Origin of the sequence: Chryseobacterium sp. KCF3-3 (assembly GCF_045865955.1) — a bacterium.
Taxonomy (GTDB): domain Bacteria; phylum Bacteroidota; class Bacteroidia; order Flavobacteriales; family Weeksellaceae; genus Chryseobacterium.
The window spans coordinates 2,000,850-2,022,483 of the sequence record NZ_AP035792.1 but is presented as its reverse complement, the minus strand read 5'-3'; the positions used below and the strand labels follow the sequence as shown (position 1 = coordinate 2,022,483).

General features: G+C 36.4%; 20 protein-coding genes. 16 read left to right on the top strand and 4 right to left on the bottom strand.

The features are described from left to right. The first annotated feature begins 14 nt into the window (after positions 1–14). From nrfD to ACKTTZ_RS09030, 12 genes are all read left to right on the top strand, one after another. Positions 15–1,412 carry an NrfD/PsrC family molybdoenzyme membrane anchor subunit gene (nrfD, locus tag ACKTTZ_RS09085; protein ID WP_034691792.1) on the top strand — a complete coding sequence of 466 codons (1,398 nt, stop codon included), beginning with the start codon at positions 15–17 and terminating at the stop codon, positions 1,410–1,412. Then, positions 1,399–1,920, top strand: a complete 522-nt coding sequence (locus ACKTTZ_RS09080) for a DUF3341 domain-containing protein (protein WP_034691794.1) — start codon at positions 1,399–1,401, stop codon at positions 1,918–1,920. Before nrfD ends, ACKTTZ_RS09080 begins: the two co-directional genes overlap by 14 nt. Before the next feature lies 1 nt (position 1,921). Continuing rightward, entirely contained in the window at positions 1,922–2,611 is a 690-nt protein-coding gene (locus ACKTTZ_RS09075) for a cytochrome c (RefSeq protein ID WP_034691797.1), read from the top strand. A gap of 8 nt (positions 2,612–2,619) precedes the next feature. Continuing rightward, on the top strand, positions 2,620–3,951 hold the full coding sequence (locus ACKTTZ_RS09070) for a hypothetical protein (protein ID WP_034691800.1): 1,332 nt from the start codon (positions 2,620–2,622) through the stop codon (positions 3,949–3,951). Positions 3,952–4,099: 148 nt separating this feature from the next. Then, on the top strand, positions 4,100–5,116 hold the full coding sequence (locus ACKTTZ_RS09065) for a hypothetical protein (RefSeq protein WP_407848447.1): 1,017 nt from the start codon (positions 4,100–4,102) through the stop codon (positions 5,114–5,116). A 116-nt stretch (positions 5,117–5,232) separates the two neighbouring features. Further along, positions 5,233–6,432 (top strand): NTF2-like transpeptidase, encoded by a 1,200-nt coding sequence (locus tag ACKTTZ_RS09060; protein WP_034691807.1) that lies wholly within the window; start codon positions 5,233–5,235, stop codon positions 6,430–6,432. 3 nt (positions 6,433–6,435) lie between these two features. Next, positions 6,436–6,972 (top strand): adenine phosphoribosyltransferase, encoded by a 537-nt coding sequence (locus ACKTTZ_RS09055; protein WP_407848445.1) that lies wholly within the window; start codon positions 6,436–6,438, stop codon positions 6,970–6,972. A 228-nt stretch (positions 6,973–7,200) separates the two neighbouring features. Next, positions 7,201–7,908, top strand: a complete 708-nt coding sequence (locus ACKTTZ_RS09050) for a hypothetical protein (protein ID WP_034691813.1) — start codon at positions 7,201–7,203, stop codon at positions 7,906–7,908. A gap of 3 nt (positions 7,909–7,911) precedes the next feature. Then, complete coding sequence (gene ribH / locus ACKTTZ_RS09045) at positions 7,912–8,430, top strand: 6,7-dimethyl-8-ribityllumazine synthase (protein WP_034691815.1); 519 nt, start codon at positions 7,912–7,914, stop codon at positions 8,428–8,430. Positions 8,431–8,598: 168 nt separating this feature from the next. After that, the gene (locus tag ACKTTZ_RS09040; protein ID WP_253315961.1) at positions 8,599–10,677 is read left to right on the top strand and encodes an alkaline phosphatase family protein; all 2,079 of its coding nucleotides are present in this window, start codon (positions 8,599–8,601) and stop codon (positions 10,675–10,677) included. Positions 10,678–10,742: 65 nt separating this feature from the next. Further along, positions 10,743–11,606, top strand: coding sequence for a neutral zinc metallopeptidase (locus ACKTTZ_RS09035; RefSeq protein ID WP_407848443.1), 864 nt, complete (start codon positions 10,743–10,745; stop codon positions 11,604–11,606). A gap of 115 nt (positions 11,607–11,721) precedes the next feature. After that, on the top strand, positions 11,722–12,924 hold the full coding sequence (locus ACKTTZ_RS09030; protein ID WP_253318248.1) for an IS256 family transposase: 1,203 nt from the start codon (positions 11,722–11,724) through the stop codon (positions 12,922–12,924). A 121-nt stretch (positions 12,925–13,045) separates the two neighbouring features. On the opposite strand, the gene ACKTTZ_RS09025 is transcribed toward ACKTTZ_RS09030, so the two are convergent. Together ACKTTZ_RS09025 and ACKTTZ_RS09020 are read right to left on the bottom strand one after the other, a co-directional pair. Then, positions 13,046–13,909, bottom strand: coding sequence for a GLPGLI family protein (locus ACKTTZ_RS09025; RefSeq protein ID WP_407848441.1), 864 nt, complete (start codon positions 13,907–13,909; stop codon positions 13,046–13,048). Positions 13,910–13,921: 12 nt separating this feature from the next. Next, positions 13,922–14,842 carry a GLPGLI family protein gene (locus tag ACKTTZ_RS09020; RefSeq protein ID WP_407848439.1) on the bottom strand — a complete coding sequence of 307 codons (921 nt, stop codon included), beginning with the start codon at positions 14,840–14,842 and terminating at the stop codon, positions 13,922–13,924. Between the two features lie 212 nt (positions 14,843–15,054). Between ACKTTZ_RS09020 and ACKTTZ_RS09015 the strand changes: the two genes are divergently transcribed. The 4 genes from ACKTTZ_RS09015 to sufD all read left to right on the top strand — a co-directional run bounded on the left by ACKTTZ_RS09015 (position 15,055) and on the right by sufD (position 19,374). Further along, the gene (locus ACKTTZ_RS09015) at positions 15,055–15,384 is read left to right on the top strand and encodes an iron-sulfur cluster assembly accessory protein (protein ID WP_027372006.1); all 330 of its coding nucleotides are present in this window, start codon (positions 15,055–15,057) and stop codon (positions 15,382–15,384) included. Between the two features lie 83 nt (positions 15,385–15,467). Then, positions 15,468–16,916 (top strand): Fe-S cluster assembly protein SufB, encoded by a 1,449-nt coding sequence (gene sufB, locus ACKTTZ_RS09010; protein WP_034691827.1) that lies wholly within the window; start codon positions 15,468–15,470, stop codon positions 16,914–16,916. Between the two features lie 242 nt (positions 16,917–17,158). Further along, the gene (sufC, locus tag ACKTTZ_RS09005; protein WP_034691829.1) at positions 17,159–17,902 is read left to right on the top strand and encodes a Fe-S cluster assembly ATPase SufC; all 744 of its coding nucleotides are present in this window, start codon (positions 17,159–17,161) and stop codon (positions 17,900–17,902) included. Positions 17,903–18,066: 164 nt separating this feature from the next. Further along, a complete protein-coding gene (sufD, locus tag ACKTTZ_RS09000; protein WP_034692056.1) occupies positions 18,067–19,374 on the top strand; it encodes a Fe-S cluster assembly protein SufD in 1,308 nt (435 codons plus the stop codon). A gap of 75 nt (positions 19,375–19,449) precedes the next feature. On the opposite strand, the gene ACKTTZ_RS08995 is transcribed toward sufD, so the two are convergent. Both ACKTTZ_RS08995 and ACKTTZ_RS08990 read right to left on the bottom strand, forming a co-directional pair. Beyond that, the gene (locus tag ACKTTZ_RS08995; protein ID WP_407848436.1) at positions 19,450–20,373 is read right to left on the bottom strand and encodes a DUF3078 domain-containing protein; all 924 of its coding nucleotides are present in this window, start codon (positions 20,371–20,373) and stop codon (positions 19,450–19,452) included. A 227-nt stretch (positions 20,374–20,600) separates the two neighbouring features. Continuing rightward, the gene (locus tag ACKTTZ_RS08990) at positions 20,601–21,527 is read right to left on the bottom strand and encodes a DUF3078 domain-containing protein (RefSeq protein ID WP_034691835.1); all 927 of its coding nucleotides are present in this window, start codon (positions 21,525–21,527) and stop codon (positions 20,601–20,603) included. Positions 21,528–21,634: the final 107 nt, after the last annotated feature.

Here is a 21,634-nt window from a genome sequence, read left to right as displayed (position 1 = left end):
TAAATAGGTAAAAAATGTCAGGACATTACGAAGCTCCGATAAGGGAACCTCTAATTATTGGTCACAAAACTTATCACGATATTACAGAAGATATCGCACGACCTATCGAAGAAAGAGCAGGTAAATTATGGTGGATCTCATTATATGCTGCACTAGTTCTATTCCTCTATGGATTCGGCTGTATCGCTTACACTATCGGGACAGGTATTGGAGCATGGGGGCTTAACAGAACTATTAACTGGGGTTGGGATATTACCAACTTCGTATGGTGGGTAGGTATCGGTCACGCCGGGACCCTAATCTCAGCAGTATTATTATTATTTAGACAGAGATGGAGAATGTCTGTAAACAGATCTGCAGAGGCGATGACGATCTTTGCGGTTGTACAGGCAGCAATCTTCCCTGTAATCCACATGGGTAGAGTTTGGGTTGGATACTGGGTATTCCCTTTACCAAACCAATTCGGTTCTCTTTGGGGGAACTTCAACTCTCCTCTACTTTGGGACGTATTTGCGATCTCTACGTATTTCTCAGTATCAACTGTATTCTGGTTCATGGGACTAATCCCTGACTTTGCAATGATCAGAGATAGAGCTAAAACTCCTTGGACTAAGAAAATTTATACATTCCTTGCATTCGGTTGGGGTGGTAAAGCAAAACACTGGCAAAGATTCGAAGAACTTTCTTTGGTTCTTGCAGGTTTGGCAACTCCACTTGTATTCTCAGTACACACTACCGTATCATTTGACTTCGCGACTTCAGTAATTAAAGGATGGCACTCAACAATCTATCCTCCTTACTTCGTTGCTGGTGCAATCTTCTCAGGATTTGCAATGGTACAGACCCTATTGTTGGTTGCAAGAAAAGTGTGTCACTTAGAAGAGTATATTACAATGTATCATATCGAAATTATGAACATCGTAATCATCTTAACTGGTGGTATGGTAACTGTAGCTTACGCAACTGAATATTTCATCGGATGGTACTCAGGATCTAGATTTGAAGATTTCACATATCTTTCTCCAGGTGCTGCTGTAGGACCTTACTGGTGGGCATTCTGGTCATTGATCATCTGTAACCTTGTTATTCCTGCTTCTTTCTGGTTCAAGAGACTAAGAACGAACATTATCTGGACATTCATTGTTGCATTAATCATCAACATCGGTATGTGGTTCGAGCGTTTTGATATCATCGTTATCAACCTTTCAAGAGACTACTTACCAGGATCATGGACAATGTTTAAGCCAACGATCATTGATGTGGGTGTATACTTAGGAACTATCGGATTCTTCTCTGTATTATTCTTATTATATGCAAGAACGTTCCCTGTAATTGCACAGGCTGAATTAAAATCGATTTTGAAAATCTCAGGTGAAACTTATAAAGCAAAAGAAGGAGATGAGCACCACTAAAATTGTATACGGACTTTATGCTGACGACGACGATTTAATGAACGGCGTTAAAGCATTCAACGATAAAGGAATCGCAATTAACGAAGTTTATACTCCGTTTCCGGTTCACGGACTAGACAAAGCTTTAGGTTTAAAGAAAACTAGAATTTCTGATGCCGCATTCTTATATGCTCTTTATGGGGTTACTATCGGTGCTACTTTAACCTGGTATGTAATGAACCACGACTGGCCGCAGAATATCGGTGGTAAACCAGCTTTTGACTGGGGACACAACATGCCGGCATTCGTAGTTCCAATGTTCGAATTAATGGTATTCTGTGCTGCTCACATGATGTCTTTAACTTTCTTAGTTAGAAACAAAATGTATCCAGGAGCTCCAGCTCAGAACCCGGATCCAAGAACTACTGATGATAAATTCATGATGGAATTTGTAACTGAAGATGTAGAATCTGTAAAACAGTTGCTTATTGAAACTGGAGTTGAAGAAATAACTGTTAAAGACGCTTAAAATGAAAAAGAATGTATTAAAAATTACAGCGGTTTTAGGTTTAACAACAGTTTTACTTAACTCTTGCGGACCAAAGGAGAACACTCCGTTGGTATATTTCCCGGACATGTATTTTCCGGTAGCTTATGATCCATTGATGAAAGCTCAGGACGCTTATTCAGATCATGAAAATGAAATTCCTGCTTTTGTTAAAAATAATGGTGCAACAGGTCTTTCTCCAGTAGAAGGATCAGTTCCTCAGAATAAAGACGGAGTTTTTGAAGAAAGCTTATTACCTAAGAATGTTGACGAGTACAACGCAGGGTATGAAGCTTCCAAAAAACTTACAGCATCTCCTTTGAACCCAGCTAATGCAGCTAAGGATCTTGAAAGAGGTAAAATATTGTTTGATCACACTTGTGCTGCATGTCACGGTACAGGAGGTGATGGACAAGGACCTATCGTTCAAAGTGGAGCATTCTCTGGAGTACCAAACTATGCTGACAGAGAAATTACTGTAGGATCTGTTCATTATGTATTAACAAACGGTAGAAATGCCATGGGATCTTATGCGGGACAATTGAACGCAGGAGACAGATGGAGAGTAGCTATGTATGTGATGAGTGCTTTCAAAAAAGGAGCAGCAGCACCGGCAGCAGCTACAGCGGCGGCACCAGCAACAACTGAAACGACTACCGAAACTAAAAAATAAGAAAAGAAATGTATAGTTTTTCACCAAAATTAAAATCAACTTCTATAATACTTCTTGTTGTAGGTTTAGTTCTTTTCGGTATTGGTTTCTTTTTGAACAAAGGAATTTCTACTGAGAAAATAGAACAAATGATGGAAGCTGTTCATGCTTCAGGTCATACTGCTCCTACACACTCAAGTGAAATGGTTGGACCTCAGGATCACGCTGCTCACCTTGAGCACGCTACATTACAGGTACACAACCAGCCTTTAGCAGCAATACATTTTGTAGCTGTATTTTTCTTTGGAGTGAGCTGCTGCGTATTATTCTTCTATTCTATTCAGCACGCTGCACACGCAGGATGGCCAATCATCATTACAAGAGTAATGGAAGCTATTGCTTCTTATATCCCTTACGGTGGTGCAATCTTAGTAATCCTGATGATCTTAAACATCACTCATAATGGTCACTTATTCCACTGGATGGACCCTGAATTGACAAACCCGGATTCTCCGCATTTTGATGTGATCTTATTCGAAAAGAAAAAATTCTTAAATATTCCTTTCTACGCAGTAAGAACTTTAATCTATGTGATTGGTGCTTCTTTCTTCGCTTGGAAATTAAAAGCTCAGTCTAAGAAAGTAGATGAAACTAAGTCTAAAGTAGAGTACCAAATGCTTTACAGATGGGCAGTAGGATATATCGCATTCTTCGGATTTGCTTCTGCAGCTTGGGCTTGGGACTGGTTGATGTCTATTGACCCTCACTGGTATTCTACAATGTATATCTGGTATTCAATGGTTAGCTGCCTTTCAAGTGGTATCGCTGTAATCATTCTATTAAGTGTTTATCTTAAGAAAAATGGTTTCTTACCACAGTTCAATGATAACCACTTACACGATTTAGGAGTATTCCTTTTCGCTACAAGTATGCTTTGGACATATACATGGTTCGCTCAGTTCATGCTTTACTGGTATGCAAACGTTCCGGAAGAGGTTAACTACTTCTTCGGTAGATTCCAACACTACTCTCCTACTTTCTTACCGATGCTGATCATCAACTTCTTATTACCACTATTGGTGTTAGTAAGCAGCAGCATCAAGAGAAACTACAAAGTAGTTACTACCATGGCAGTAGTAGTGATCTTAGGACACATCTTAGATTACTTCAACATGGTAATGCCGGGAACAGTAGGACCATACTGGAACACTCCTGAAGTATTCTTGTTAATCCTTGGAGCAATCCTATTCGTAGCTGGATTATTTATGTTTACTGTACTTTCAGCTTTATCTAAACTGAAGTTGATTCCTACAGGAAACCCATTCTTACACGAATCTGAAATTTATGAGTATCCTTTCTAAGGACTTGTAACAAAATAAAATTATAAAAGACTGATTGTTAAACAATCAGTCTTTTTTTTATGGGTTTACCTATGTTTTTAACACAATCGTCCCAACCCCATGTATCTTATCTATGGGCTTTTAATTTATAACTATAAAACATTTTATTATGAAAAAAAATTCTCTGTTCCCAATCCTTTTTTTATTAGTGTTGCAATTTTTCAATGCACAATCTATTACCTTCATTTCTGAAAATAATAATAAACCTCTTCCCAAGGTTTCAGTTCTCGGGAACGATGGAAATATTTTAGCATACTCTGATATTGATGGAAAAATAGATAAAAAATCTTTAGATCCATCCAAAGAAAAATTTCAAATAGTCTATAATAATTTCACAGTTGCATCATTAAAATACTCAGATTTTGATAATGAAATGATAAGGATTAATGATAAGGTAAATGCTATTGAAACTATTGTTATTAAAAACAATAAGCCTGCAAAATATATTATTATAAAAGGTAATTTTAACTCATACCTAACCGTAAACAACAAATTGAATAGTTATACCGATGGAATTGTAACCTATATCTTCGATAATGAAACTAAAAAGCTTAAGAGTAAAAATGTTGAGCAGTATAGAATGTTCAAATTAGAAAATGTTCAACCTGAAAAAAAACGGACTATCACACTTGATTTTACAAACTCTTTGGAAATTCCGGACATTAAAGATGTTGGAAATATTTCAGATTATAAAAAGAAAAACTCTGTTATTAAAGAATTAAAGGGAGAGCAAAAAGATCAAATCGAAATTACGGGAGAAGCATTACAAAAAAAAGAATTTTCATTTCTTGGATATCGCTTTTTTGATTTGAAAAGTATCTTAAATATCTCTTACGAAAAAGAGACAAAAAAAATATTGCAGGATTTTTTAGAATTTAATGAAATTCATTTTCTTAAAGTAAAACACAAAAGTGAACCAGATTATAATCAATTGATATTATATACCAACTTCTACCCTACTGAATTCTCTTTTAGTAATGAAAAGGACGTAGAAAAAGTAAAGTTCAGCAAAGACAAAAGCAATTACAAAACACCCTACTGGCAGAACCCATCATTCCCGAATATGCAAACTATTTTCAGTAACTTTTTTAAAGGAGACCTGAAAGAACAACCTAATAAAAATTAAAAATATAGGATTATGGCTACTGTGAGAAAGAAATAAAACGAGCTATAAAACATAAAGTGAAAATAAAATCCAGTATTAATAAAGGTTTTATTAAATTTGCAACAAACCAAATAAAAATGAAAAAGTTTTCTTTTCTACTTGTTTTCAGTCTGTTGCTTTTTACAGCATGTAAGAAAGATCATGTAGATGCTACGAATACTAAAACACTGCAGTCAAGTATCAATGATATGACTTCCAGTTTACCTACCATTAAGCAGATTAAGTTTAATGAAGCTCTTTATATCCTTAAGACATTTGGAGTAGAGGCAGACGGTGATATCAATGAGCTAAAAGCCCTTGGAAAACTGATTAACGGGAAGAAAGTTCCTGAAATTATGTCATTGGCTGACGAAATTGCACAGAAAAACGGAATAGAATGGGCAAGTACTGCCCCACCATCACTTGGAGAAATGAATATCTTCGGGGATGATAAAGCTAAAGAAAGTGATCCTAATGATGTAAAAGCAGGATCATTAAGCCTTGTGACAAGACCTACAGGAGATGACGGAACCGGAGCTCCTACAGCAATTCAGATTGTTCCAAGACTTGTAGATGCAGCCGGAAACCCTGTATCTTTCACAGGAGCTGGCCTTGAAGCAACTCTTGAAGTCTTCAGTAACGGTGTAAGATTGGCGACTGCTAAAAACCTGATGCAGGATAATAACTTTAAAGGATTCAATTTAAAGTTCTCATCTATCCCTGCTGCAAAAGTAGTAGATAATAAAATCGACATCACGGTTTCAGTAAAAACAACAGCCAAGACTTTCAAAATGTCTAAAATCGGTCTTGATGTAAATGCAGCAGCTTTAAAAGTTCCTGCCATCCCAAAAACTGATTCAACAGCAGTGACAGAACAACCAAGCGCAGTGGTAGATCCAAACAATCCAACAGCTACTCCTGGAGCAACTACGGATCCTGCGACAGCTACTCCTGCAACACCTGCTGCTCCAAAGCAACCCACTGCAGACCCAAAAAATACAGTCACTAAGTTTTTGAACAGCGTGAGTTCTCAGAATTTAAAAGCAGCATACGAAACAGCCAGCAATCCAAGCTGGGGAAGCTATGAATCTTTCTCAAATCCTACTTCAGGTTTTGGATCTGTGAAAAATGTAAGCGTAAAAAATATTACGACTAATGGGACATCAGCTAACAGTGCCAGCGTAAATGCCACTTATGATGTAACGGATAAAAGCGGGAAGACAACTTCTTTAAAAGTAACTTTTGGGCTTAAAAATGTAAATGGAGACTGGAAAATTTCCAGCTATAAAATCAATTAATAAATGGCTTCAGCAGAACTGATCAAAAGATTAGAAGAAACAATTGAAAATATCCCAGATTTTCCGATTCCGGGAATACAGTTTAAGGATATTTCACCCATCTTTTTAGACCCAAAACTTTACGAAGACGTTATTGCAGATCTTGTAGCCTTCAGTAAAGAAAAGATAGACGCAGTCTGCGGAATTGAAAGCCGTGGTTATCTTTTTGGAATCGCAATTGCTGTGGCATTGGAAGTTCCATTCATCTTAATCAGGAAAGCAGGAAAACTTCCACCGCCAATCATTTCAGAAAAGTATGATCTGGAATATGGAAGTGCCGTTATTGAAACCCGTGAAGGACAGATAAAACCTGGACAAAGAGTTTTAATCCACGATGACCTTTTAGCAACAGGAGGAACTACTGAAGCCGCTGCCAAGTTGGTAGAAAAACAAGGAGCAATTATTTCACAGTTTAGTTTTCTTATCGGCTTACAAGGCTTGAATGGTGACGAAAAGCTGAAAAAATTTGGTGCAGAAGTCTACCATATTTTAGGGTATTAAGATATAATATATATGCTTCGACAGGCTCAGCATGACACTTCTAATACTACTGGTTCTAATCTTACAGTAAATTATTAGCGTTGTCATGCTGAGCCTGTCGAAGCATCTTTTTTTAATAAATTCATCATCCAAGATTAACAATTCACAAGATTTCATCAATAATACTCACAAAGTATTTTGTAAATCTCTCAGAAACAATTAAATTTGCATTTCAATTTTTAAAAACTTATGGCAAAATTGGGAAAGAGTGCTCAGAACGAGCAAGAAGGTAAAGAAACAGTTGAGTTCTTTAAAGACCTTGATAGAGAAGCTTTAAACACTGAAAGATTTGTTGAAAAATATTCAAAGCCACTTGGTTTTGTATTTGGAGCTTTGATTTTAGGAGTTTTAGGATTCTTTGCTTATAAGCAATTTGTAATTGCTCCAAAGAACACTGAAGCTGTAAAAAGTTTCCTTGCTGCTCAGAAAAACCTTGCTGAAGGTAAAGATAAAGATGCTTTGGGTGGAAAATCTGCTGCTAATCCTGGTTTTATAGGGACAGCAAATGAATATGCTTCTACTGAAATCGGTAAGCTTTCTTCTTACAATGCCGGTTTATTAAAGTTCAAAGAAGGAAAGTTCCAGGAAGCTTATGATCTTTTAGATAAATTTTCTTCCAAAAACAAGACTTTAATGGCAATGAAGTATGGTGCTATGGCAGATGCAAAATCAGGTCTTAACAAAAATGATGAGGCTTTAGGTCTGCTAGATCAGGCTGCATCAGCATCTGATGATCCTTACACAACATATTATTTCACAAGAAAAGCAGGTATCGTTGCATTAGGATTAAAGAAAAATGCAGAAGCTAAAAAATACTTCTCTGCAATTGATGAAAAATATCAGGACTACGACAACGGAATGTCTGATTCTTATATTGAAATGACTAAATATTATTAAAAAATGGCAACAGTTAATCTATCCGATTACAAGCCACTTCATATAACTAATGCCGAAGATTTTTCTATCGGCATTGTTTTTTCTGAGTGGAATGATTTTGTAACTTACAATCTTCGTGATGCAGCTTTGGAAATCCTTGAAAAAGAAGGGGTAAAACCTGAAAACATCAAACTTTTCCCTGTACCAGGAGCTTTCGAATTAAGCTATGCAAGCATGCAGCTTTGCAAAGAGAGAAAATATGACGCAGTAATTTCTATCGGATGTGTGATCCGTGGGGAAACTCCTCATTTTGATTATGTATGTTCTGCAGTAGCGCAAGGAATTAAAGACTGTAACATCATGACAGATACTCCAACAATTTTCTGTGTATTAACGGATGATAACAAAGAACAATCTATTGCGAGAAGCGGTGGAGATCTTGGAAATAAAGGAGTAGAAGCAGCCGTTACAGCTCTTAGAATGATTGATTTCAAAAAGAAATTATCTGACAAAAAAGGAAATATCGGTTTCGGACACTCTTAACCAATAATTGACTTCGACAATATAATGGGACTATTTTTTAATAGTCCTTTTTTATTAGTATATAAATAATTCTTAAATCTTATTAATAAAAAGGATGTTTTTCTTTTTTTCTGTCAAAAGTTCCCTACAAAAACTATCTTTGTGAAAATTAATAAAGACAGACAATACATGTTTTTAAAAAAAATAAAACCCTTCCTGTATTTAGGAATTTTCTATCTTATTATTTCATTGATAATAAGGACTGTATTCTTTTTTCATCCTATTACTACCGCTAGTTTTGGATTTTTCGAAGTCGTAAAAGTTTTGCTGATAGGTCTGGTGAATGACGTTTTTGTTTTCATATTGGCCAGCTCTATTCTTGCCCTTTACTTCCTCTTTCTTTCCAATTCAAAATACAAAAAGCCTTACGGTTATCTTATTTTGGGAGCATTAGTTCTATTCTTCCTTTATATCTGGCTTGTTCCGAACAATATTTTCAAGCAGTATGGAGGTTCTATCATGGAAATTGCCCTTGTTTTCGTAGGAATAAAGACTCTTTTCTTCGGATTGATGCTGTTTCTTCCTACACAAAGAATTAAGATCCGTAATACATTATATTTCATCACATTACTATTATATGTTCTTCTGATTATTTTCAACGGAGTAAGCGAATACTTCTTTTACAATGAATTTGGAGTTCGTTATAATTTTATTGCTGTAGATTATCTTATTTATACCAATGAGGTGATTGGGAACATCATGGAAAGTTACCCTGTAATTCCATTGTTTTCTGCCATCATGATTGTTACGCTTACCATCACATGGTTTATTTATAAAAAAACAAAAGATGAGCTGCTTGAACTTCCGGATTTTAAACAAAAAATGGTTCTTCTGGGCAGTTTTATGGTACTTTGTGCGTTGAGTGCCCTGGCAATACCATCTTTGATGCAAATCAAATCTGACAATGTTTTCGCAGACGAAATTGAAGCTAACGGACTTCCTAAGTTCTACTGGGCATTTACCCATAATGAACTGGATTATTTCCAGTTTTACTCACAGATTAACCAACAGCAGGCCGAAAAGAATTTCTTAAGCCAATATCCACAACACACTTTATCAAGAGCTGTTGTTGCAGAACAACCGGAAATGAAGAAAAACGTAGTATTGATCTCTATCGAGAGTCTTTCTGCTGATTTCATGGAACACTATGGTAATACCCAAAAAATTACCCCTTTTCTGGATAGCCTTGCTGATAAATCACTAATGTTTACCAATCTTTATGCAACCGGAAACAGAACGGTACGCGGATTGGAAGCTTTGACATTGTGTATTCCTCCTACTGCAGGAGAAAGTATCATCAAAAGAGATGATAATAAGAATAAATTTACAACCGGAAGTGTTTTCAAGTCTAAAGGATATGATGTTAAATTCTTATACGGCGGATACAGCTATTTCGATAATATGCAGGACTTCTTCGGAGGAAATGGCTACGGAATTGTAGACAGAAACAACTTTAAACCTGAAGAAATTACTTTTGCCAATGTTTGGGGTGTTGCTGATGAAGATATGGCCAGAAAAGCTATTCAGGTAATGAACGCTGAAGCCAAGTCAGGAAAGCCGTTTTTCAATCACTGGATGACAGTTTCCAATCACAGACCGTTTACTTATCCTGACGGAAGAATTGATATTCCGGGAACAGCAAAATCCCGTGAAGGTGGTGTAAAATATACAGACTACTCGCTTAAATTGTTCTTCGATATGGCTAAGAAACAAGACTGGTATAAGAACACAGTTTTTGTTATCATTGCAGACCACTGTGCCTCCAGTGCCGGAAAAACAGAGCTTCCAATGGATAAATACAGAATTCCTGCTATGATCTTCTCTGAAGGATTTATTCAGCCTCAGAAATTCAATGCATTGATGTCTCAGATAGATGTAATGCCTACGCTTATGGGCTTATTAAATTTCAACTATCAGTCTAAATTTTTGGGTCAGGATGTCTTCAGACAGGAATTCCAGCCTAAAGCGTATGTGGCAACCTATCAGGATCTTGGATTTATCAAAGGTGAGCGTTTGACCATTATTTCGCCAGTAAAAAAGGTAAAACAATATTCTTTGGAACTGGAAAAAAGTGATCTGAAACCAGAATTCAAGCTGTATTACGACGAAAAATTATTAAAAAATCCGGATCAGAAACTGGTAGATGATGCTGTATCAGCTTATCAGTCCACTTCTTACTGGCTCAAAACAAAACAACTCAACAGATAAATATCTAGATATTTTCGCTTATAATTTGGCATAAAATATTTAAATTAACCCATAAATTTATTGATATGAAATGGACAGACGACAGAGGCGGAAACGTTGATGACCGCCGTGGTTCAGGAGGCGGAAGTGGCGGTATGATTGTAGGAGGCGGACTCGGAACATTAATTATAGCAGCCATCGTATTCTTTTTGGGAGGCGATCCATCCGGTATTTTGAATTCTGGCAGCATGCAGTCTTCAGGAAATTCCGGAGAGCAAAGAGAACTGACTACAGGTGAAAAGCAGATTGGAGAAATGGTAAAGATGATGGATGCATGGAATAGCCAGACCTGGACTCAAATATTTAAAGAAAACGGTATGACTTATACTGACCCAGGTATTGTTCTTTTTGAAAATACAACTTCTTCAGCATGTGGTACAGCGCAATCTGCCATGGGACCATTCTATTGTCCGGCTGATCAGAAAGTTTATATGGATATGAGCTTTTTTGGTGAGCTTCAGCAAAAATTCGGAGCTAAAGTAACTGAGTTTACAGTAGCTTATGTTCTTGCCCACGAAGTAGGACATCATGTACAGACTCTTTTGGGAACTACTCAGAAAGTGGATGCTCTAAGAAGAAGTGGAAGATACTCCGAAGAACAGATGAACAGAGTATCTGTTGCTACAGAATTACAGGCCGATTTCTATGCAGGAGTCTGGGCAAAAAGAACCAATGACAGCAAACATATTCTGGAACCTGGAGACATAGAATCTGCCATAGATGCTGCAGAAGCCGTTGGAGATGATAATATTCAGAAAAGAGCACAGGGATATGTAAATCAGGAAAGCTTTACCCATGGATCATCTGCACAACGTAAAGAATGGTTTATGAAAGGCTACAACACTGGTGATATCAGACAAGGAGATACTTTCAACCAACTATTAAAATAGGGTAGTATCTCACTAACTGTGTAAGTTAAAAAGTTATTCTGGAAAATTTTGAGCCCTTATAGCTCAAAAAATTTTACGGAAATAACTTTTTATTATTTTTAACCATTACATAGTTATGATCGACAAAGAAGAATTATTAAACAACAAGGATTTTTACAAGTCCTTTAAAAATGGAGAAGACTTAACTTCTTTCTTCAAAGAAATGCACAAGCGAGCTATAGAGCATATGCTTGATGCAGAATTGGACTCTCATTTGGATAATGATAAACATCAGAAATCTGCCACTGGAAATTACCGTAACGGTCACGGGACTAAAAAGATAAAATCCTCATTTGGCGAATCTGAAATTAAAGTTCCCAGAGATAGAGGAGGTAGTTTTGAACCAGCATTGGTTCCAAAGAGACATAATATTATCGATGGTTTGGAGAATATTATCATATCATTTTATGCTAAGGGAATGAGTGTAAGTGATATTGAAGAACAAATTAAAGAAATGTATGATTTTGATGTTTCTACCTCTACCATCTCACGAATCACCAATGCGGTTGCCAGTGAAGTTGTTAGCTGGCAGAACCGCCCGCTTGAAGATTTGTATCTCATTGTCTGGATGGATGGGATTGTTTTCAAGGTAAGGGAAAATTCCAAAGTCATTAATAAAACCGTTTATCTGGCTGTTGGATTAAACCGTGACGGGAGAAAGGAGGTCTTGGGAATGTGGCTTGGAAAAAATGAAAGTTCAGCCTTCTGGATGAGTGTTCTCACGGATTTAAAAGCCCGTGGTGTGGAGGATATTCTCATCACTGCTACCGATAACTTAAACGGATTTACCCAAACAATCCGTTCCGTCTTTCCTGAATCTCAAACCCAAATTTGCGTTGTCCATCAAATAAGAAATGCCTGCAAATATGTGGTCTGGAGGGACAGAAAAGAATTTTCTGCCGATATGAAGCATATTTACACCGCTCCAACAAAACAAGCGGCTCAAGCAGCTCTCAATGATTTTGCAGATAAATGGGAAAGCAAATATTCTTATGCTATACAATCCTGGCGAAACAATTGGGATGAACTCACTGTATTTTTTGAATTTCCTCTCGAGATACGAAAAATCATTTACACCACAAATTTAATTGAAAATCTCAACGGCAAAATCAGAAAATACACCAAAAATAAAATGTCTTTTCCTACTGATGATGCTGTAATGAAATCAGTTTATTTGGCATTAAAAGAAGCTACTAAAAAATGGACAATGCCTATACAGAATTGGGGTATTGTCCTCAACCAATTTATGCTTATTTTTGAGAAAAGGCTCAGATTATAAAATCTAAGCCCTGACTTTTTAACTTACACACTTTACGGGATAGTGTCTAAAATAGTTTTATCACAATTATGGTGATAATATAAAATAAAATGCGGTCTTAGCTTAAGACCGCATTTTTTATTTATTGCAATTCGATTGGATTGGAATTTTTCTTGGCTTCTTCTTTTACCCTCTCTTCCATTCTTTTTCTCATATCGGCAGGATTCTGGTTTCCACCACCACCTCCGGGGCCTCTTCCTCCTCCGCCTACTCTTACTGTAGTCGCAAATCCGCCCTGTCCTCCACTTTGGTTCATGAACGACATTGGATCAGTCCTGAACTTTTGCTGCTGCTTTAAATAATCTGTCCTTTTTACTTTTAAAGTATTTCCAAACTGATTTAAAGTCGGAAACTCAGCAATTTTATAGTTCTTCATTAAATCAAAAGAATAATCCCCTTTATCATCTTCCACTTTTACGATCAGCCCGGGAAGCCCTCCGAATTTATAAGGCCCGTCCTGATAAGGAAGATCTGTGGTAAACCATGCTATCCATTTTCTTCCTCCAAAATCGGTCTCAGCTTTCTGAACTTTGTATTCACCAATTTTTCTGGTTTCTGATCCAATTTTCCAGTTCAAAGGTCTGTCTTCTTCATAGGAATAGATATCACGACCAATTCTGTCTTTGAAATAGGTCTTTTGATTTGTTTTATCTTTTTCAATAGAATAGTTGATATTGGTTCTCAATCCTTCCATCTGATCTCTGTTTATACTTCCTCTTCCGCCCCCACCTTGAAATGCTTTTTGCATAATAGAATCTCTTTTGATTCTGTTTTCAGAATAAAACACGGATTTCTCCGGAGAAATATCCAGATAAGCATTTTCAGTCTTGATATCTGTTTTATTTTCTGCATCAGGCTTCATAGTCACCTGATACACAAACCTGTTAGTCTGTGCAGAAACATTCTGTATGAAGAGTGCCAATGCGATAATACCTAATTTTTTCATTTATATTTTTATTTATTTTAATTCAATTGGATTCTGTGCTGTATTGGTAAAAGAAGGTGTTTCTACAGATGAGCCTTGTGACATCGGCATTCCCTGATTGTCTCCACCCATTCCGCCTCTGTGCATTCCGCCTCTCATTCCTCCCCCATTCATTCCGCCGCCATGCTTTCCTCCTCCGAAGTTCATATTTCCACCACCATTATTCCCGGCCATAGCTTTTTTATTTTTACCGAATTCCAGTTCAAGAGCAGCTTTATCACCATGGAAATTAATTCTTGTACTTTGCTTAGCATCAGAATTTATCTGTTCTTCAAAAGCATTTTTAATCGTAAGCTTTTTCACAAGATCAAATTTATAGTCTCCTTTATCATCTTCCAGTTTTACAATCAGTCCTGGTAATCCTGAAAATTTGTAAGGACCGTCAGACAGAGGAATTTCTTTAGTAAACCAGGCTGTCCAGACTCTTCCTCCAAACTCGGCAACTGCTTTTTGGGCAGAATATCCATTCTGTTTCTCCATCATATTGGTGATTTCCCATTTTACAGGTCTGTCTTCCTGATAATAAATTTGTTTTCCGGAAGCCTTCTCATAATAATATACTTTCTGATCCGGAATTGTCTTGGTAATGAAATATTCAAAAAATGTAGGTTCAAAATGTTTTTTTCCTTCTATTTTTGAAAAATCTTTTTCCTCTTTTTTGTTTTCCTTTATGTCTGATCTTATTTCGGCAAAAAGAGAGTCTCTTTTCAATTTATTTTCACTGATGAATAAGGAACGATCTCCTTTAACATCCAGAAAAGTTCTCTCACTTTTCATACTTACCAGATTGATTGAATCCGGATTTACCAAGGTTTCATAAACAAATCTGGTGGTCTGTCCATAAGATACAGTGGTGAAAAGCAGCACAAAAAAAACTACTGTTTTTTGTTTCATTACCAATTTTCTTTATAGATCGAAAATAAGATTCAAGGTTAAATCCGTAATGAAATCTTCACATTGAAAGGCTAAATTTATTATTTTTTAACATAATTTATCCTCTCAGAAATTGCTATTAATAACAGAATCATTAAAATAGATATCTTCGATTTGAGATTGCGGAAATTAGTTCGTATTTTTGCATCATTAAATCATTCTAAATAAATACAATGATAAAAGTATCAGACTATGCAAAGGAGAAAGCCATCCAGTTAATGACGGAAGATGGTTTTAACCCTGCTGAAGATTATATAAGAGTAGGGGTGAAAAGCGGTGGATGCTCTGGTTTAGAGTATGTTTTAAAGTTTGATAACCAAAAAACAGACACAGATCAGATTTTTGAAGATAATAACATTAAAATTATTATAGATAAAAAATCCATCCTTTATTTAGCAGGAACAACTCTTGAGTATTCAGGAGGATTGAACGGAAAAGGGTTTGTTTTTAACAACCCGAATGCATCCAGAACATGTGGGTGTGGGGAATCATTTAGTCTTTAGAGAAAAGACATTAGATCCTAGATTTCAGACCTCAGAGTTACTCTGGATTCTGAAATCTAAAATCTGAAATCTAAAAAAAAGTAATGAGTAAATATACAGAAGACGATTTAAGAGTCGATCTAGAAAATAAAAAATATGAATTCGGTTGGGAAACGAAGATTGATTATGAAGATTTCCCGATTGGTTTAAATGAGGACATCATCCGTGCCATTTCTGCTAAAAAAGAAGAACCGGAATGGATGACAGAATGGCGATTGGAATCTTTCAAAATCTGGCAGAAAATGGTAGAGCCTGAATGGGCCAATATCAAATATGAAAAACCAGATTTTCAGGCAATCCGTTACTACGCTGCTCCTAAAGTAAAGCCAGAACTGGCAAGTCTTGACGAAGTAGATCCTGAGTTGTTGAAGACATTCGCAAAGCTAGGGATTAATATCGAAGAGCAAAAAAGACTTTCCGGAGTTGCCGTAGATATCGTAATGGACTCAGTTTCTGTGAAAACAACTTTCCAGGATACATTGGCAGAGAAAGGAATTATTTTCTGTTCAATCTCTGAGGCTATTAAAAACCACCCAGATTTAGTAAGAAAATATCTTGGAAAAGTAGTTCCGAGAGGAGATAACTTTTATGCAGCATTGAATTCCGCAGTATTTTCTGACGGAAGTTTCTGTTATATTCCTAAAGGGGTAAAATGCCCTATGGAACTTTCTACTTATTTCCGTATCAACCAGGCAGGAACAGGACAGTTTGAAAGAACGCTTCTTGTAGCTGATGAAGGAAGTTATGTTTCTTATCTTGAAGGATGTACAGCTCCTTCAAGAGATGAAAACCAACTTCACGCTGCCGTTGTAGAATTGATCGCTTTAGACAATGCCGAGATCAAATATTCAACGGTACAGAACTGGTATCCTGGTAACGAAGAAGGAAAAGGAGGTGTATTCAACTTTGTAACGAAAAGAGGACTTTGCGAAAGAAATGCAAAAATCTCTTGGACACAGGTAGAAACAGGTTCTGCAGTAACATGGAAATATCCGTCTTGTATCCTTAAAGGAGACAATTCTATCGGAGAATTCTACTCTATTGCAGTTACTAACAACCACCAGTATGCAGATACAGGTACAAAGATGATCCACATCGGAAAGAATACCAAATCAACGATTATTTCAAAAGGTATTTCTGCCGGGAAATCACAAAACTCATACAGAGGACAGGTGAAAGTAATGCCTTCTGCAAAAGGAGCAAGAAACTTCTCACAATGTGACTCTTTATTGATGGGTAATGAATGTGGAGCTCATACTTTCCCTTATATTGAAATCAAAGATCCTACAGCACAGTTAGAGCACGAGGCAACGACTTCAAAAATCGGGGAAGATCAGATTTTCTACTGTAACCAGAGAGGTATTGATACAGAAAGAGCCATTGCTCTGATTGTGAATGGTTTCAGCAAAGAAGTTTTGAACAAGCTTCCAATGGAATTTGCTATTGAAGCTCAGAAATTACTTGAGATTTCATTAGAAGGTTCAGTAGGATAATATGATCAAAAAAGAACCCTTCAGATAAAAACAAACTGATTTAAAGGCAAGGTTTTCAGAGTTTTTATCCGATGATCAACCGTTATAAACGGAAATATAAGTTATAGTCTTCATTGAAGATTATTATAAACATAAAATATAAAAAGCTTCTGTCCGTCTATTGAGGAAATATCCCATATAAAGACGATGTGTATATAAAGGAAAGAAGCTCATACAATTATAAAAAGCAAAAGTTAGCAAGAATGTTACAAATTAAAGACCTTCACGCCAAAATTGAAGATGGCGCAGAAATATTAAAAGGTATTAATCTTGAAATAAAGCCGGGAGAAGTTCACGCAATCATGGGACCAAACGGAGCTGGTAAATCTACCCTTTCTTCTGTAATCGCAGGAAAAGAAGATTACGAGGTAACTGGTGGAGAGATTCTTTTCGAAGGACAAGACATCAGTGAAGAAGCTCCCGAAGATAGAGCTCACAAAGGGATTTTCCTTTCTTTCCAGTATCCAGTGGAAATTCCGGGAGTTTCTGTAACGAACTTTATCAAAGCTGCTTTGAACGAGACGAGAAAAGCAAACGGACTGGAAGAAATGCCGGCAAAAGAAATGCTTGCATTAATCCGCGAGAAGTCTGAAAAGCTGGGAATCAAAAAAGATTTCCTTTCAAGATCATTGAACGAGGGATTCTCCGGAGGTGAAAAGAAAAGAAATGAAATTTTCCAGATGATGATGCTTAATCCTAAATTAGCGATCCTTGATGAAACTGATTCAGGATTGGATATCGATGCTTTAAGAATCGTGGCAGATGGAGTAAACCACTTTAAAAATGAAGGAAATGCAGTTCTTTTGATTACGCACTATCAGAGATTGCTAAACTATATTCAGCCTGATTTCGTTCACGTTTTAGCAGATGGAAAAATCATCAAAACAGGAGACAAGTCTTTAGCATTAGAACTTGAAGAAAAAGGTTACGACTGGCTTCTTAACTAAGAAGAATATATATTATTTCAGAGATTAACCTTTTTTGTAATCATTCATAAAATGTGGCGAAAAAGAATCTCTAGTATTAAAAATTGGGTTCCCTATTCCTCGGAATAACAATATTTTAGTTAATAAAAAAAGAAAAAATGGTGCAAACCACAGATATACCAGTAATGGCATTAAAAGAACAAATTATAGAGAACCATAATGAATTTTTGGAGAGTCTTCGTCACAGATTTCTGGATGACAGCAGAAAAGCAGCTCTTCAAAGATTTGCAAACCTTGGTTTTCCAACAAAAAAAGACGAAGAATATAAATATACCAATCTAAAGGAAATCACGGAAAAAAGCTACAACTTCTTCCCGAAAGAGAGCCACAATATCACTAAAGAGCAGTTTGATGAACTGCACCTTGGAGAAGAAAATTTTGATTGGATTGTTTTTGTAAACGGTAAGCTTCACAAAGAGCTATCTAAAGTTTCTATTGAGAATGTAGAATTCCTTTCTTTCAATTATGCATTGAATGATGAGAAGCATAAAGAAGTTTTTGAAAAGTATTTCAATACGATTGCTTCCAAAGAACAGGCTTTTACGAACCTGAACCTTGCTTACTGCAAATATGGATTCTTCCTTAAAGTTCCTAAAAATGTAGTGATTGAAAAGCCAATTCACGTTTTTTATATTTCTCAGAACCAGGAGGAAAACACGTTTTACAATACAAGAAACCTTTTGATCGTAGAAGAAGGAGCTAAAGTAGAGGTCATTGAAAGCCATCACAATTTTGACAGCACTTATGTATTGACAAACTCTGTAACGGAGATCTTTACATACCCTAATGCAAAGGCTGACTGGCACAAACTTCAGAACGATAACAACACAACCTATCTTATCGACAATACTTTCGCAAGACAGGAAAAAGACAGTTTAACAACGGTAAACACATTCTCTTTCGGAGGTAAACTGGTAAGAAACAACCTTGATTTTATTCATAATGGATCTAATATCAATTCATTCATGAACGGAATCACCATTATCGGGAAAGATCAGTTGGTAGATCACCATACAGCGGTTCACCATAACTTCCCGAACTGTGAAAGTTACCAAAACTACAAAGGAATCTTTGATGGGAATGCTCACGGAGTTTTCAACGGAAAAGTTTTTGTGGACAAAATTGCTCAGAAAACAAACGCCTACCAGCAAAATAACAATGTATTGCTAAGCGAAGGGGCAAGTATTGATACCAAACCTCAGTTAGAAATCTTTGCTGATGATGTAAAATGTTCTCACGGTTGTACAGTAGGTCAATTGAATGAAGATGCTTTATTCTACCTGAGAGCAAGAGGAATTTCTAAAAAAGAAGCACAGGCATTACTTTTATATGCTTTCGCGAATGATGCGATGCAGAATATTGATATAGAACCTCTAAAAGAGAAAATTTCTAAGTTATTGGCTGAGAAATTAGGCGTTGATATAGAATTCTAAGACTTATATATATTGATAAGGAAAGCACTTCAAAATGAAGTGCTTTTTTGTTGTATGACAGATTGTATTTCTGTCTTATTTTTTCAACCAGCTTTGGTTATCTTTATTTTCTGAACGTTTCTTACCGTTATCAAAATTATAAGCCAATCCTACGCCTAAAGTCTGCTTCAGCTGGGTCTTCCATATCTGGTTATGATCATACAAAAGATCCAGAGTAACATTGGTAGAAATATATTTGTTGATTTTCATACTTAAAACTCCGCTGTATCCAAGAACCAGCCTTTCCGGATGATCAAGATAATTTGAGAATACAGAGGCCGTATTCAGTAGGGTAATATTCTCCATAATCTTCAGCTTATACATTGCTGTACCCAGGAAACCGAACTGAAAAAGAGAAGAATCTCCGTCATTTTTAAGACCATAAGTTCCTGCTTTCTGAAGATCTTCATCTAAGACAAAAGTCCATCTTGCATTGGCCGGACGTAAAGTCACGGTAAGATTATCATTGGGACGATAAGTAACCCCTGCTCCTACACTCAGATATCCGGGAGCCATAAAATTAGAAATCTTTTTAGCATCAGGATTATTTCCATCTTCATAACCCGGAGCAAACTGAGTCTGAAGCCCTGCACCTGCAGACAAATACCAATGCTTGACAAATTCTCTACCATAGTTGGTAGATAAATTAATGACATCCTGAGTCTTTCTTACTCCAGTTCCCTGCGTGTTATTCTGTCCATACCCAAGAATGATAATGTTTTCCCAAAGATCTTTTCCTTTTTCATACGTCAGGTTGTAATTAACACCGGCAAGCCATCCCACGTTGTTGGCTCCCCCGCCTACCCAGTTTGAAAAGGCTGCCTGGTTCAGCATTAATGTATTCTGTCCCTGAATAGACCATGCTTTAACGGTGTCTGATGCCGGAGCTTCAGTCTTAACCTCCTGAGCGAATGCTACAGCCCCAAAAGAGATAGAACTGATCAATAAAAGTTTTTTCATAATGTTGATTTATTACAAATGTATAAATAATAATTTACGCCGTCATAAAATTCACTTTAAATTGAATTTAACATAACTGAAAACAACCTCATAAACAACTGAAATTAAACCACTTGAAAACAAAACAATTACCAATCAAACTTAAGTCAACTTAAAATTACAGAATTTTATAAAGAAAAAACACCTCATTTCTGAAGTGTTTTTAATTATAATATAAGTTTTCTAAACTATTTTTTGATCCACCACTGGCTGTCTTTACGATCAGAGCGTTTCACCCCATTTTCCAGGGTATATGCGAATCCTATTCCAAGAGTTTGCTTCAACTGCGTTTTTTCTATCTGATTATGATCGTAGAGCAGATCTACTGTCACATTAGAAGAAATATATTTATTGACTTTCAGGTTCAGCAAAGCTCCATAAGCAAGAACCAATCTGTCCGGCCGATCAAGGTAATTTGAAAAGACGGAAGCTGTATTGGTTAAATAAATATCTTCCATTATTTTCAGTTTATACATTGCTGTTCCCAGAAAACCGAACTGTAATAAAGAAGTATCACCATCATTTTTAAGACCATAGCTTCCTGCCATCTGAAGGTCTTTGTCTAATACAAAAGTCCATCTGGCGTTGGTAGGACGTAAAGTAACAGTTAAATCATCATTAGGCCTGTACGTGATACCCATCCCGACGTTTACATAGCCAGGTGCCATAAAGTTTGAGATTTTTTTGGCTTCAGGGTTATTTCCATCTTCATATCCTGCCGCAAACTGTGATTGCAAACCGGCTCCTAAAGAAAAATACCAGCTTTTCGAAAATTTTCGCCCATAATTGGTAGAAACATTGATAACATCCTGCGTTTTTCTGATTCCAAGTCCTTTTGTATCATTCTGTCCGTACCCGAGAATGATGATATTTTCCCAAAGGTCTTTGTCTTTTTCATACGTCAGATTATAATTAATTCCGGCTAGCCATCCTACATTGTTGGCTCCACCTCCTACCCAGTTTGAAAAGGCAGCCTGATTGATCATTAATGTATTTTTTCCTAAAACCGACCAGTATTTAACAGTGTCTACAACTACGGAATCTTTTTTTAATTCTTCTTGTGCACTAGCATATATTCCTATAAAACAGGAAAGAATCAATAAAAACTTCTTCATTACTCTAAATAATTTTCAATGCAAAAATATTAATATAATTTTTTTTAAAGGTAAATTCAGCTTTAAAAGAATCGAATTTCAATAAAGTTTAATCACCTCATAACAAG

Excerpts from the sequence above, each read along its gene's own strand:
- sufD (WP_034692056.1), top strand. The coding sequence starts at position 18,067 with ATGGCATTAAAAGAACAAATTATAGAGAACCATAATGAATTTTTGGAG.
- sufC (WP_034691829.1), top strand. The coding sequence starts at position 17,159 with ATGTTACAAATTAAAGACCTTCACGCCAAAATTGAAGATGGCGCAGAA.
- ACKTTZ_RS09035 (WP_407848443.1), top strand. The coding sequence starts at position 10,743 with ATGAAATGGACAGACGACAGAGGCGGAAACGTTGATGACCGCCGTGGT.
- ACKTTZ_RS09060 (WP_034691807.1), top strand. The coding sequence starts at position 5,233 with ATGAAAAAGTTTTCTTTTCTACTTGTTTTCAGTCTGTTGCTTTTTACA.
- ACKTTZ_RS09040 (WP_253315961.1), top strand. The coding sequence starts at position 8,599 with ATGTTTTTAAAAAAAATAAAACCCTTCCTGTATTTAGGAATTTTCTAT.
- ribH (WP_034691815.1), top strand. The coding sequence starts at position 7,912 with ATGGCAACAGTTAATCTATCCGATTACAAGCCACTTCATATAACTAAT.
- ACKTTZ_RS09080 (WP_034691794.1), top strand. The coding sequence starts at position 1,399 with ATGAGCACCACTAAAATTGTATACGGACTTTATGCTGACGACGACGAT.
- ACKTTZ_RS09065 (WP_407848447.1), top strand. The coding sequence starts at position 4,100 with ATGAAAAAAAATTCTCTGTTCCCAATCCTTTTTTTATTAGTGTTGCAA.
- ACKTTZ_RS08995 (WP_407848436.1), bottom strand. The coding sequence starts at position 20,373 with ATGAAAAAACTTTTATTGATCAGTTCTATCTCTTTTGGGGCTGTAGCA.
- ACKTTZ_RS09055 (WP_407848445.1), top strand. The coding sequence starts at position 6,436 with ATGGCTTCAGCAGAACTGATCAAAAGATTAGAAGAAACAATTGAAAAT.
- ACKTTZ_RS09015 (WP_027372006.1), top strand. The coding sequence starts at position 15,055 with ATGATAAAAGTATCAGACTATGCAAAGGAGAAAGCCATCCAGTTAATG.
- ACKTTZ_RS09030 (WP_253318248.1), top strand. The coding sequence starts at position 11,722 with ATGATCGACAAAGAAGAATTATTAAACAACAAGGATTTTTACAAGTCC.
- ACKTTZ_RS09075 (WP_034691797.1), top strand. The coding sequence starts at position 1,922 with ATGAAAAAGAATGTATTAAAAATTACAGCGGTTTTAGGTTTAACAACA.
- ACKTTZ_RS09025 (WP_407848441.1), bottom strand. The coding sequence starts at position 13,909 with ATGAAAAAATTAGGTATTATCGCATTGGCACTCTTCATACAGAATGTT.
- ACKTTZ_RS09050 (WP_034691813.1), top strand. The coding sequence starts at position 7,201 with ATGGCAAAATTGGGAAAGAGTGCTCAGAACGAGCAAGAAGGTAAAGAA.
- ACKTTZ_RS09070 (WP_034691800.1), top strand. The coding sequence starts at position 2,620 with ATGTATAGTTTTTCACCAAAATTAAAATCAACTTCTATAATACTTCTT.
- sufB (WP_034691827.1), top strand. The coding sequence starts at position 15,468 with ATGAGTAAATATACAGAAGACGATTTAAGAGTCGATCTAGAAAATAAA.
- ACKTTZ_RS09020 (WP_407848439.1), bottom strand. The coding sequence starts at position 14,842 with ATGAAACAAAAAACAGTAGTTTTTTTTGTGCTGCTTTTCACCACTGTA.
- nrfD (WP_034691792.1), top strand. The coding sequence starts at position 15 with ATGTCAGGACATTACGAAGCTCCGATAAGGGAACCTCTAATTATTGGT.
- ACKTTZ_RS08990 (WP_034691835.1), bottom strand. The coding sequence starts at position 21,527 with ATGAAGAAGTTTTTATTGATTCTTTCCTGTTTTATAGGAATATATGCT.